At 71.0% G+C, this 12320-nt stretch carries 9 protein-coding genes; 5 read left to right on the top strand and 4 right to left on the bottom strand.

What is annotated here, in order from left to right; genetic code table 11:
- Nucleotides 1-414: 414 nt before the first annotated feature.
- The 3 genes from AB0G15_RS25780 to pdhA are packed head-to-tail and all read right to left on the bottom strand — an operon-like array spanning nucleotide 415 to nucleotide 4008.
- A complete protein-coding gene (locus AB0G15_RS25780) occupies nucleotides 415-1929 on the bottom strand; it encodes a dihydrolipoamide acetyltransferase family protein (RefSeq protein ID WP_362844456.1) in 1515 nt (504 codons plus the stop codon).
- Nucleotides 1930-1942: 13 nt separating this feature from the next.
- Nucleotides 1943-2920 carry an alpha-ketoacid dehydrogenase subunit beta gene (locus AB0G15_RS25775; protein ID WP_362844454.1) on the bottom strand — a complete coding sequence of 326 codons (978 nt, stop codon included), beginning with the start codon at nucleotides 2918-2920 and terminating at the stop codon, nucleotides 1943-1945.
- Entirely contained in the window at nucleotides 2917-4008 is a 1092-nt protein-coding gene (gene pdhA, locus AB0G15_RS25770) for a pyruvate dehydrogenase (acetyl-transferring) E1 component subunit alpha (RefSeq protein ID WP_344747633.1), read from the bottom strand. Before pdhA ends, AB0G15_RS25775 begins: the two co-directional genes overlap by 4 nt.
- Before the next feature lie 487 nt (nucleotides 4009-4495).
- On the opposite strand from pdhA, the gene purS reads away from it, so the two are divergent.
- From purS to purL, 4 genes are all read left to right on the top strand, one after another.
- Entirely contained in the window at nucleotides 4496-4741 is a 246-nt protein-coding gene (purS, locus tag AB0G15_RS25765; RefSeq protein WP_362695712.1) for a phosphoribosylformylglycinamidine synthase subunit PurS, read from the top strand.
- A gap of 175 nt (nucleotides 4742-4916) precedes the next feature.
- Nucleotides 4917-5351, top strand: coding sequence for an ATP-binding protein (locus tag AB0G15_RS25760; RefSeq protein ID WP_362695710.1), 435 nt, complete (start codon nucleotides 4917-4919; stop codon nucleotides 5349-5351).
- A 457-nt stretch (nucleotides 5352-5808) separates the two neighbouring features.
- Entirely contained in the window at nucleotides 5809-6492 is a 684-nt protein-coding gene (purQ, locus tag AB0G15_RS25755; protein ID WP_362844450.1) for a phosphoribosylformylglycinamidine synthase subunit PurQ, read from the top strand.
- The gene (purL, locus tag AB0G15_RS25750; protein WP_362844448.1) at nucleotides 6489-8744 is read left to right on the top strand and encodes a phosphoribosylformylglycinamidine synthase subunit PurL; all 2256 of its coding nucleotides are present in this window, start codon (nucleotides 6489-6491) and stop codon (nucleotides 8742-8744) included. The genes purQ and purL overlap by 4 nt, the downstream gene beginning before the upstream one ends.
- A gap of 302 nt (nucleotides 8745-9046) precedes the next feature.
- Here the strand turns inward: purL and AB0G15_RS25745 are convergent, their stop codons facing one another.
- A complete protein-coding gene (locus AB0G15_RS25745; protein WP_362844445.1) occupies nucleotides 9047-9976 on the bottom strand; it encodes a hypothetical protein in 930 nt (309 codons plus the stop codon).
- Nucleotides 9977-10218: 242 nt separating this feature from the next.
- Between AB0G15_RS25745 and AB0G15_RS25740 the strand changes: the two genes are divergently transcribed.
- Nucleotides 10219-12267 (top strand): adenylate/guanylate cyclase domain-containing protein, encoded by a 2049-nt coding sequence (locus tag AB0G15_RS25740; RefSeq protein ID WP_362844442.1) that lies wholly within the window; start codon nucleotides 10219-10221, stop codon nucleotides 12265-12267.
- Nucleotides 12268-12320: the final 53 nt, after the last annotated feature.

Here is a 12320-nt window from a genome sequence, read left to right as displayed (position 1 = left end):
ACTTCGGGGTATATCGGAAGGCCCCGCCCTCCCCGCCTTCCGACGGGCGCGAAGAGACCCGGCCCCCCAGGGAGACCTGGCCCCCCAGGGCGCGGGCGCGAAGAGAGCAGGACCCCCGGGGAGCGGGCGCGAAGAGAGCAGGATCCCTGGGGGGCGGGAAAGGCCAGACCCCTGGGGGCGGGGAAGGGTCCTGCCTCGAACCGTCCACGGGACCACGCCGGGCTTCCCGTCCGGCCACGGAACACGCGCCTGTCTCCCGGCCATCCACGAGACACGCAGGCCACCGGGACCACGGGGCCACGGGGCCACGGGGCCACGGGGCCACGGGCCCCTCCAGGCCGTCCACGGGACACGCCTGCGAACGGTCCTCGGGTCCGCCCCCCGGGAGGGGGCGGACCCGTCGGTGTCGTGGGGTCAGCCCCAGGCGAGCATGCGGAGCGGGTCCTCGAGCATGGCGCCGACGTCGCGGAGGAACAGCGAGCCCAGCTCTCCGTCCACCACCCGGTGGTCGAACGAGAGGGCGAGCGTGCAGACCCTGCGCGGCACGACCTGACCGTCCACCACCCACGGCATGTCCCTGACCTGGCCGAAGGCCAGGATCGCCGACTCGCCCGGGTTGAGGATCGGGGTCCCCGCGTCCACCCCGAAGACGCCCACGTTGGTGATCGTGATCGTGCCCCCCGCCATGTCGGCGGGCTGGGTGCGGCCCGCCCTGGCGGTCTCGGCGAGGGCTCCCAGGGCGCCGGCCAGGTCGGGCAGCGACAGGCGGTGGGCGTCCTTGACATTGGGGACGAGCAGGCCGCGGGGGGTGGCCGCGGCGATCCCCAGGTTGACGCGGTGCTTGACCACGATCTCCTGGCGGGCCTCGTCCCAGGCAGAGTTGATCATCGGGTAGCGGCGGGCGGCGACGAGCACCGCCTTGGCGACCAGGAGCAGCGGGGAGACCTTGACCTCGGCGAAGTCGGGCAGCCCGCGGAGGCGCTGGACCGCGTCCATGGTCGCCGTCACGTCCACCTGGAGGAACTCCGTCACATGCGGCGCGGTGAACGCGGACGCCACCATGGCCTGCGCGGTCGCCTTCCGGACCCCCTTGACCGGGATCCGCTCCTCGTCCTCGCCCTCCCACGTCACGGCCGGTACCCGCGGCCGGGCGGGGGCGGCCTGGACGTCGTTCTCCCGGGCGGGGGCGGCGAGCGCGGCCTGGACGTCGTCCCTGGTGATCGACCCGTGCGGACCGGTCCCCAGGAGGGACGTCAGGTCGACCCCCAGGTCCTTGGCGAGCTTCCGCACCGGGGGCTTCGCCAGGACCGCGCCCCGCCCCGCCCCCGGCGGGGAAACCGTGGGCGAGGCCGTGGAAGAGCCCGTGACCGCACCGGGCCCGTTCACGCCAGGTCCGTTCACGCCGGACCGCGCCGCGGACACCGTTCCCTCGGGCGTGCCAGGCGCCGCCTCGTCGGGCCGCGTAGCCCCGGAAGGCGTACCGGACGTATCGGCCGCGGCAGACGCACCGGACGCGCCTTCGGGGGAGGACGGCTTTCGGGGACGGCGTTTGGCCGCACCCGGCTTGACGCCGTAGCCCACCAGCACCGGCTGCCGCACCTCGGCCGGCGGGGTCGGCACCATGTCGTCGGCCAGGGCTCCCGCCCGGTCCGCCGTCCCCTCCGCCGCCTGAGCGGGGGCCGGAGGGGGACCCGTGCCGTCGTCCACCGAGATGATCGGCCTGCCGACGTCCACGACCTCGCCCTCGTCCGCCATCAGCGCGGCCACCACGCCCTCGAACGGGCAGGGAAGCTCGACGACGGCCTTGGCGGTCTCGATCTCCACGATGATCTGGTTGACCTTGACCGGGTCCCCGGTCTTCACGTGCCAGCGGACGATCTCCGCCTCGGTCAGGCCCTCTCCCACGTCGGGGAGCTTGAACTCCTTCATCTCCAGCCCTTCCTCAGAACGCGAACGCGCGGTCGACTGCGTGCAGGACCCGGTCCAGGTCGGGCAGGTAGTGGTCCTCGAGCCGCGAGGGCGGGTAGGGGGTCGAGGGCCCTCCGGCCCTCAGGACCGGGGCCTCCAGGTGGTAGAAGCACTCCTCGGTGACGCGGGCGGCGACCTCGGCGCCGAAGCCGTTGAAGACCGGCGCCTCGTGCACCACGACGCATCGCCCGGTCCGGCGCACCGACTCCACGACCCTCGCGGTGTCGAGCGGGTTGAGCGAGCGCAGGTCCACGACCTCCAGGGAGCGGCCGTCCTCCTCGGCCGCCTTCGCGGCCTCCAGGCAGGTCTTCACCATCGGCCCGTACGCGAGCAGGGTGAGGTCCGTCCCCGGCCGCACCACCTTGGCCTCGTCGAAGGGGGTCCAGCCGGAGGGGTCGACGTCCACCTCGGCCTTCTCCCAGTAGCGCCGCTTGGGCTCGAAGAAGATCACCGGGTCGTCGCAGCGGATCGCCTGCTGGATCATGGTGTAGGCGTCGGCCGGGTTGGAGCAGGCCACGACGCGCAGCCCCGCCGTGTGGGTGAAGTAGGCCTCGGGCGACTCGCTGTGGTGCTCCACCGCGCCGATGCCGCCGCCGCACGGGATCCGGATGACGACCGGCAGTCTCAGCTTGCCCAGCGAGCGCAGCGGCATCTTGGCGAGCTGCGTGATGATCTGGTCGGCCGCGGGGAAGACGAATCCGTCGAACTGGATCTCGCAGACCGGCCGGTAGCCGCGCAGCGCCAGGCCGATGGCCGTCCCGACGATGCCCGACTCGGCGAGCGGGGTGTCGATGACCCGCTGCTCGCCGAAGTCCTTCTGCAGGCCGTCCGTCACCCGGAACACCCCGCCGAGCTTGCCGACGTCCTCACCCATGACGAGGACCTTGGGGTCGTCCTCCATGGCCTTGCGCATGCCCTCGTTGAGCGCCTTGGCCATCGTGAGAATGCTCATGCCTCGAACCCCTCCAGGTAGGTGGCGAACTCGGCACGCTCGGCGTCGATCAGGGAGTGCCGCTCGGCGTAGACGTTGTCGAAGATGGCCAGCGGCTCGGGGTCGGGCAGTTCGAGGCAGCGCTTGCGGACGTCCCGTCCCAGCTCGTCGGCCTCGGCGTCGACCGCGTCGAAGAACTCCTGGTCGGCGATCTGGTTCTTGAACATGTAGGCCCTGACCCGCTCGATCGGGTCCTTGAGCTTCCACGCCTCCAGCTCGGCGGCCACCCGGTAGCGGGTCGGGTCGTCGGAGGTGGTGTGGGCGCCCATCCGGTAGGTGAAGGCCTCGATCAGCATGGGCCCCTGCCCGGACCTGGCGTCGGCCAGCGCCTTGCGGGTGACGGCCAGGCAGGCGAAGACGTCGTTGCCGTCGACCCGGACGCCGGGGAACCCGAACCCGCTGGCCCTGCGGTACAGCGGGATGCGCGACTGCTTCTCCAGCGGCTCGGAGATGGCCCACTGGTTGTTCTGGCAGAAGAACACCACCGGCGCGTTGAACACCGACGCCCAGATGAACGACTCGTTCACGTCGCCCTGGGAGGTGGCGCCGTCGCCGAAGTAGACGATGCTCGCGGCCTCGGCGCCGTCGCGCTGGATGCCCATGGCGTAGCCGACCGCGTGCAGGGTCTGGCTGCCGATCACGATGGTGTAGAGGTGGAAGTTGTGCTCGGCGGGGTCCCAGCCTCCGTGGTTGACGCCGCGGAACAGGCCGAGGAGGTTGACCGGGTCGACCCCCCTGCACCAGGCCACGCCGTGCTCGCGGTAGGTCGGGAACGCCATGTCCGCCTCGGTCAGCGCCCGGCCGGAGCCGATCTGCGCGGCCTCCTGCCCGAGCAGCGAGGCCCACAGGCCCAGCTCGCCCTGGCGTTGCAGGGCCACGGCCTCCAGGTCGACGCGGCGGACCATGACCAGGTCCCGGTAGAGCCCGCGGATCTCCTCGGGCGTCAGATCTATGTCGTAGTCGGGATGCTCGACCCGTTCTCCTTCGGGGGTCAGCAGCTGGATGAGCTCCGGAGGTGCTTCCGCACCACGAGAGGCGTCGGCTGTCACGTGCCACTCCTGTGTGCTCGGGGCCGTCTGGATGGGTTCTCCACCGTGGTCCGGCCGATTCGCGACGCGTTCGACCCGTCTGGTGGTGGTTCGCCCGCGCTTGTGGCCATCGTGGCAGAGGTCACATACATGTGCGCAAGACCTGCCTCGGCGTCCATATGCTCCCCGTTCCCCGCGCGTTCCCTTTCACCCGCCTGTTTCGTCCGCGTGGCGCGGAGCCGCCCCGGCCCTCTCGCGCGTACGACCCGGGCCTCGGGCTCCCGCCGTCTTCGCGCGCACGGCGCGGGTCAGGCTCCCGTCATCTTGGGGCGCACGGCGCGGGTCCGGCGCGGGTCCGGCGCGGGTCCGGCTCCCGTCGTCTTCGCGCGTACGGCCCGGGCTTCCTCGCACGGGATCCGGATCCGGATCGGCCCCCGCGCCGGAGCGCGGCCGGAGCCCGTTACTCTTGAGGCGCCGGACCGTCCCCGTCACAACCAGGAGGAACACCGTGGCGCGCGTCATCGTCGACGTCATGCTGAAGCCCGAGATTCTCGACGCGCAGGGGCAGGCGATCGCCCGCGCACTGCCGCGGCTCGGCTTCTCCGGTGTCTCAGCGGTACGGCAGGGCAAGCGGTTCGAGGTGGAGGTCGAAGGGCCCGCCGACGAGGCGGCACTTGCGGACGTCCGAAAAATGGCCGAGACCCTGCTCGCCAACACGGTGATCGAGGACTACACCGTCACCGTCGAGTCCTAGGCCGTCACTCCCCGCAGATCAACCGCCCAGATCCGGCTATATCCGACTTTGTGGGCGGAGCAATCCCACGGCTTGACCACCAGTCAATAACATTACGGTTATTTTGCGGTTAGCCCGGATTCTGCAGGGAAGCCTTCACGAGGTGACGTCTGACCCCGGGAGGAAACCGGTGGACATGGAGTTCTCGCTGGCTCTGCCGCGACAGGCCGTCGGTATTCCGATGGTCCGCAGAGCGCTCGGTGACTCCCTGCGCTCGCTCGGAGTCACGGAAGACTGCATCGCCGACATCCTGCTGGCGGTGACCGAGGCGTGCGCCAACGCCGTACGGCACGGGGGTCCGGCCAACCGCTACGAGGTCGAGACCGCCGTCGGCCACGGCCGCTGCGACGTCCGCATCATCGACCGGGGCCAGGGCCTCGTCCGGGTGCCGGAGTACTATCCGCCGACCGACGCCGAGAACGGCAGGGGCCTGCTCATCATGCAGGCCGTGGTGGACGAGATCTCCTTCGACATCACCCCCGGCCGGGGCACCGTCGTGCACCTGCGCAAGCACCTCGACTGGGACGACGACGCCACCTACCCCCGTGGCCGGGTGCTCGCCGCCGTATAAGACCGTACGGAACAAGACCGTACGGACCCGGCCGCCGTCCGCTGAGCTGTGCGATCGGACACTCCGCGCCTGACCGCTCGCCGGGAGCGGATAGCCTGGGAGCACCGCCGCGGACCGACGTCCGAGTGTGTGAGACGCCGGCGCGGTGCTCGTTTGTGGAGGGGAACGCTGTCTTGACTTCTTCCCCACGGCTGAAGCCAGGGGATTCCAACTCTCACGGGTCGGTTTTCCTGCTTCATCACCGGTTGCCCGTCAAGAGAAAAACTCTCCCCTTTGAGGTCTTACACCGGCTCCACAGGCGTTTTTTCTCTCCGCCAGCCCAGCGGCGAGGGTGGTGCGGGTCATGCGTACGGCGGCTTGGTTATCGCCACCGTCCGAACAGGGTAGCCCGTGCGACGCCTTGCCGCGTCTCCTTCCCAAGCCTAAAGGCGAGGGTCTCCACGCTGAAAGGAAGACGATGAGTGCTGCCCGCGTGGGCGTGGTCACTTTTCCCGGAACTCTTGACGATCAGGACGCGGCTCGCGCCGTGCGCCACGCGGGCGGCGAAGCCGTCCCGCTGTGGCACGCGGACCCCGATCTCAAGGGGGTGGACGCGGTCTTCCTGCCGGGCGGGTTCTCCTACGGAGACTACCTGCGCTGCGGGGCCATCTCCAGGTTCGCGCCGCTGATGGAGGAGCTGATCCCCGCCGCCGGAGCCGGGCTGCCGGTGCTCGGCACCTGCAACGGCTTCCAGATCCTCTGCGAGGCCCACCTGCTGCCCGGGGCGCTGATGCGCAACGCCGGGCTGCACTACATCTGCCGCGACCAGGGCATCCGGGTCGAGAACACCGCCACCCCCTGGACCACGGACTTCACCGAGGGCCAGGAGATCGTGCTGCCGGTCAAGCACGGCGAGGGCCGCTACGTCGCCGACGAGGCGACCCTGGGCGCGCTGGAGGCGGGCGGCCAGGTCGTCTTCCGTTACACCGGCGGCAACCCCAACGGCTCCCTGAACGACATCGCGGGCATCCGCAACGAGGCCGGCAACGTCGTCGGCCTCATGCCGCACCCCGAGCACGCCGTCGAGGACCTCACCGGCGCCCCGAGCACGGACGGGCGCGCCTTCTTCTCCTCAATCCTGAAGAAGCTGGTGAACGCATGAGTCTCGACACCGTCAAGCGGGCCGAGGACACCCCCGACGAACGCCAGCCGTACGCCGAGCTGGGCATGAAGATCGACGAGTACGAGCGGGTCCGCCAGATCCTCGGCCGCCGGCCCACCGGCTCCGAGCTGGCCATCTACAGCGTCATGTGGAGCGAGCACTGCTCCTACAAGTCGTCCAAGGTGCACCTGCGCCAGTTCGGCACCAAGGCCCCCGAGTCGGCGGCGCTGCTCGTCGGCATGGGGGAGAACGCCGGGGTCGTGGACATCGGCGACGGCTGGGCCGCCACCTTCAAGATCGAGTCGCACAACCACCCGTCCTACGTCGAGCCCCACCAGGGCGCGGCGACCGGCGTCGGCGGCATCGTCCGCGACATCATGTCGATGGGCGCCCGGCCGATCGCGGTGATGGACGCGCTCCGCTTCGGCGCGGCCGACGCCCCCGACACCCGGCGGGTGCTGCCCGGCGTGGTCGAGGGCATCAGCCACTACGGCAACTGCCTGGGGCTGCCCAACATCGGCGGCGAGGTCGTCTTCGACCCCTGCTACATCGGCAACCCGCTGGTCAACGCCCTGTGCGTGGGCCTGCTGCGCAAGGACCAGATCAAGCTCGCGGTGGCCCCGGGGCCGGGCAACAAGGTCGTCCTGTTCGGCGCGCTGACCGGCCCCGACGGCATCGGCGGCGCCTCGGTGCTGGCCTCGGCCACGTTCGAGGACGAGTCGCAGGCCAAGCGCCCCAGCGTCCAGGTCGGCGACCCCTTCATGGAGAAGCTGCTGATCGAGTGCTGCCTGGAGCTGTACCAGGCGGACGTGGTCGTCGGCATCCAGGACCTCGGCGCCGCCGGAGTCTCCTGCGCGACCACCGAGCTGGCGGCCAAGGGCACCGGCGGCATGGACGTCAGGCTCGACCTCGTCCCGCTGCGCGATCCGTCGCTGCGGCCCGAGGAGATCCTGATGAGCGAGTCGCAGGAGCGCATGATGGCGGTCGTCGCCCCCGACGACATCGACGCCTTCATGGCGATCTGCGCGAAGTGGGACATCCCCGCGACCGTGATCGGCGAGGTCACCGACTCCAACCGCCTCGTGATGACCTGGCACGGCGAGACCATCGTCGACATCCCGCCGGGCACCGCGGCCGACGAGGGCCCGGTCTACGAGCGGCCGTTCCACGAGCCCGCCGGCCAGGCCGCGCTGAACGGCGACGACCCCGGCCGCCTCGACCGCCCCGCCGACCTGCGCGCGGCGCTGCTGGAGCTCCTCGGCTCGCCGAACCTCGCGTCCAAGGAGTGGGTCACCTCCCAGTACGACCGGTACGTCCGCGGCAACACCGTGCTGGCCCAGCCCGCCGACGCGGGCGTGCTGCGCGTCAGCGAGGCCATGCCCGGTGCCGAGGAGACGACCAGGGGAATCGCGCTGGCCACCGACGGCAACGGCCGCTACGCCCGCCTCGACCCGTACGCGGGGGCCCAGCTCGCCCTCGCCGAGGCGTACCGGAACGTGGCCGTGACCGGCGCGACGCCGCTGGCGGTGACCAACTGCCTCAACTTCGGCTCTCCCGAGGACCCCGAGGTCATGTGGCAGTTCTCCGAGGCGGTGCGCGGCCTCGCCGACGCCTGCAAGACCCTCGGTGTCCCGGTGACCGGCGGCAACGTCTCGTTCTACAACCAGACGGGCTCCGTCCCGATCCACCCGACGCCGGTCGTCGGCGTGCTGGGCGTCATCGACGACGTGGCCACGCGCGTGCGGACCGGCTTCACCGGCGACGGCGACAGGATCGTCCTGCTCGGCGAGACCGAGGAGGAGTTCGGCGGCTCGGAGTGGGCGCACGTGGCCCACGGCCACCTGGGCGGCCTGCCGCCCGTGGCGCGGCTGGAGTCGGAGCGCGACCTGGCCCTCGTGCTGGCCGAGGCCGCCTCGCGGGGGCTGCTGACCGGTTCCCACGACCTGTCGGACGGCGGGCTGGCCATCGCCCTCGCCGAGGCCTGCATCGCCCAGGGCGTGGGCTGCGAGGTCGCCCTGACGGGCGACGACGCGTTCGTCGACCTGTTCAGCGAGTCGTCGGCCCGCGTGCTGGTGACCGTCGCGCCGGAGTCGTTCGACGCCTTCGCGGAGCTGTGCGCGGCCCGCGAGGTGCCCTGCTACGGCCTGGGCACCACCGGCGGCGACTCCCTGAACGTGGCGGGCGTCCTGGACATCCCGGTCACCGAGCTCAGGGAGACGCACACGGCTACCCTGCCGGGCATCTTCGGCTGATCGTCTCCCGGATGAGAAGACGCTCCTGTGGGCCAGGCCCTTCGCTCTCGCATGAGGGTGAAGGGCCTGGCCCGTTTATATGGATCACACGGTCGGCGCCGGGGGACGGCGCGACGGGGACGGGGGGTTCCCGCCGCGCCGCCCGCCCGTCGCGTTCCCGCGAACGGGTCGGACGACCGGGCGGCCGTGCGGATCACGTGCACGACGCCCTGGGTCTTGCCGTTGCCCTCGCCCCCGTGACCGGCGGGAACGCCTTCTCTCGATCTCGTGTTCGGCGTTCCGCGCCCGGCCCGGGGTCAGGACTACATGCAGATCGCGTAGACGGTGCCGCTGCTGTTCTTGCCGCTCACGGTCCAGCCGGTGGGCGTGGAGCCGGTGGGCGCGCTCGTGTAGATCTGGCCGGAAGCGCTGCCGTTGCTGCTGAAGCCGCCGCCCGTGGCGACCTTGCCCGGACCACAGCTCACGCTCTGGCTGCCGCCCTGGCCACCGAAGCTGAACTGCGTGCTGACGGTGGTGACGGTGGGGGTTCCGCCGCCGCCACCCGATCCCGGCGTGCCGGGGTCGCCCTTGGGGCCCTTCAGCGACGCGATGAACTCCGTCTTGGACTTGCCCCTGTTACCCGGCAGTTCGAGCCAGACCTCGTAGGCGCTCTTACCGTCGTCGCCGTCCCTGCCGTTCCGGCCGTCGTCGCCGTCCCTGCCGGGCTTGCCGTCGGCACCCTTGGGGCCGGGGGCGCCCGGCCTGCCGTCGTCGCCCTTGGGACCGGCCGGACCCGCCGGGCCCCTCTCGCCCTGAATGCCGTTCCGGCCGTCGTCGCCCTTGAGGCCCTGCGGCCCCTGCTTGCCGTCATCCCCCTTGGGACCCTGCGGGCCGGCCTCACCCTTGGGACCCTGCGGGCCGGCGGCGCCCTTGAGGCCCTGCTGCCCCTGCGGACCCTGCGGTCCGGTGTCGCCCTTGGGACCCTGCGCGCCTCGCGGGCCCTGCGGGCCGGCGGAGGCGATGCCCTGCTGGCCCTGGGTCGTCTGCCCCCACTTGATCCGGACCTCGGTCGGCCTGCACCTGGCCGTCGCGTTGACGATCCGGGTGTAGCGCGTCTGCTTGTGGACGCACGCGTGAATCTCCGCCGCCGCCGACGAGGCGACGGCGCTGCCGCTCGCGGTGAACAACGTTCCAACGAGCACGCCGACGGTCACTACGGCGAGCGTGCGTCCGCCCGGCAACGTGATAGCCACTGGGCTTCCTTTCTGCGACACCAGAGCATGGTGTGATGGGAGAGGTACAGGTAGTACACGTTTCGACCGTTCCAACGGTTGCCACCTGAAACATCACACTTCGGTGTCGAAAGCCCGGCGATTAACTCGCCTGCCGACACCGGCCCCGTACGGGATAATCGGACCGTTCGGGGGAACCCGCCCGCTGGGCGTGGACGAACAAGACAGGGAACCCGCAGGGTTCTCCAGACGCGGAGGCCACCGTGCCGACCATCAACCCGACAGACGCGGTCACGGAAGACCGGGCCCGACGGGAACCGTACCTACCACCGGCGACCCAGCCGATCCGCACCGTGGTGTGGGCGCTGCATCTGGCGCTGCCGATGCTCGGCCTCTGGCTGCTGCTCGCCGAGCCCGACCTGAACATCGTCCTCCATGACAACCCCAGCCACTTCTGGTTGATCATCACCATCGCCGGAATCAACCTGGTCCTGGGCCTCATGGTCGGCGAGGCGTCGGCCCGGCGGGCGGACGCCCGGCTGCTGCTGGTCTCGCTGGTCTTCCTGAGCGGCGCGGGATCGTTCCTGGTGCACGGGCTGACCACCCCGACGGTCATCCTGGACAAAATAAGCTACGGCTTCGACCTCTCTCACCCGGTCGGTCTTCTCGTGGCCTCGATGTTCGCGTTCGCGTCGGCACTGCCGCTGGGCGAGCGGGCGGCCGCGGCCGTGCTGAGGAACCAGATGTGGCTGCGCGGCGGTCTCGCCCTCCTGATCACCCTGTGGGGGGTGGCCTGCCTGGTGCCGCGCCTGACACCGCTCAGCGGTCCGCCTCCCGAGAACATCGGCCTGGGCGGGGTGGAGTGGGTCGGGGTGGCCCTGTTCGCGGTGGCGGCGGCGATGATGTTCCAGCTGCACCGCAGGCGCCCGGCGGTCGTGCTGATCAGCCTGGTCACCGCGTACGCGCTGCTCGCCGAGGCGCTGATCGCGGGGTTGTCCCACCGCAACTGGCACCTGTCGTGGTGGCTGTGGCACGCGCTGCTGACCACGGCGTTCGTCTTCGTCGCCTACAGCGCCTACCTGCAGTTCCGGCGGGAGGGCACGAGCGCGGGGCTGTTCGACTCGGTGGCGCTGTCGGCGACGGTCAGCAGGATCAGGGCCGACTACGAGGCCGCCCTGGAGGAGCTCGTCGGCCACCTGCGGCGCAGGGAGGAGAGCAGGGTCCCGATCGCGAACAGGCTGGCGGGCAAGTTCGGGCTCACCGACGCGCAGGTGGCGGTGCTCGACCGGGCGGGCGAGGCGCTGGCCAACGAGCGGGAGCTGAGCGACCGGCTCGCGGCGCTGGCCGACATCGGCAGGCAGGCCCGCGTGGGCCTGCCGGAGAAGGAGATGCTGGCCCAGGGCCTCGACCGCGTGCGGCAGGCGTACGGGGACGTCCGGATCAAGCTGGTCGACAACGGCCGGGTCACCGTGAACTCCAAGGAGTACGGCCAGCGGGACTTCCCCGAGGACAGGCCGATCCGGCTGGAGGGGAAGGTCCTGCACCCGCTGACGGTGAAGGGCAGGCTGGCCGGGGCGCTGGAGGTGCCGATCGGCAGGACCCCGCAGGACGAGGCGCTCGCCGCCACGCTGGCCGGCCAGATGTCCATCTCCCTGGAGAACGCCCGGCTCTACAGCGAGCTGGAGACCCTCTTCCGGCAGTACATGTCGCCGGACGTGGCCCAGTCGCTGCTCGCCGACCCGCAGACGGCGGCGCTCGGTGGCGAGCTGGTGGAGCTGACCGCGCTCTTCGCCGACCTGAAGGGCTTCACGAGCTTCTCCGAGCGCGTGGCGCCCGGTGAGATCGTCGAGATGCTGAACCGCTACCACACCGCGGCCGTGCCCATCGTGCTCGGTAACGGCGGCACGATCGTGCAGTTCGTGGGCGACGCGCTGCTCGCGCTGTTCAACGCCCCCGCCCGGCAGGAGGACCACGCCCTCGCCGCGGTGCGGGCGGGGCTGGCGATGCAGGAGGCGGCCGAGGAGATCGCGGCGGGAATGCCTGGATATCCTCGGTTCAGGATCGGCGTCAACACCGGTGAGGCACTCGTCGGAAACATCGGCAGCCCCGAGTTGCGCGGGTTCAACGCGATGGGCGACTGCGTCAACGTGGCCGCCCGGCTCGAGGGGATCGCGGAGCCCGGCAGCGTCGTGATCGGCCAGACCACCCTCGACCTGATCGGCCCCCAGGCCAAGACCCAGTCCCTGGGCTGGCTCAACCTCAAGGGTAGGGAACAACCTGTCCATGCCTACGTGCTGTCTGGACTCTCGTAAAAGTACCTTTCGCCGCGAGAGCCACCCGAACACAATCGAGATCGCCAGGAGGT

Source organism: Streptosporangium sp. NPDC023825 (assembly GCF_040639575.1).
Taxonomy (GTDB): Bacteria; Actinomycetota; Actinomycetes; order Streptosporangiales; family Streptosporangiaceae; genus Streptosporangium.
Note: the sequence above shows the minus strand (reverse complement) of the source record. Positions and strands in the feature narration are given on the sequence as shown.

Bases quoted from the DNA above. Each gene is read 5' to 3' on its own strand.
- purL (WP_362844448.1), top strand. From the start codon at position 6,489: ATGAGTCTCGACACCGTCAAGCGGGCCGAGGACACCCCCGACGAACGC.
- AB0G15_RS25760 (WP_362695710.1), top strand. From the start codon at position 4,917: ATGGAGTTCTCGCTGGCTCTGCCGCGACAGGCCGTCGGTATTCCGATG.
- AB0G15_RS25775 (WP_362844454.1), bottom strand. From the start codon at position 2,920: ATGAGCATTCTCACGATGGCCAAGGCGCTCAACGAGGGCATGCGCAAG.
- purQ (WP_362844450.1), top strand. From the start codon at position 5,809: ATGAGTGCTGCCCGCGTGGGCGTGGTCACTTTTCCCGGAACTCTTGAC.
- AB0G15_RS25780 (WP_362844456.1), bottom strand. From the start codon at position 1,929: ATGAAGGAGTTCAAGCTCCCCGACGTGGGAGAGGGCCTGACCGAGGCG.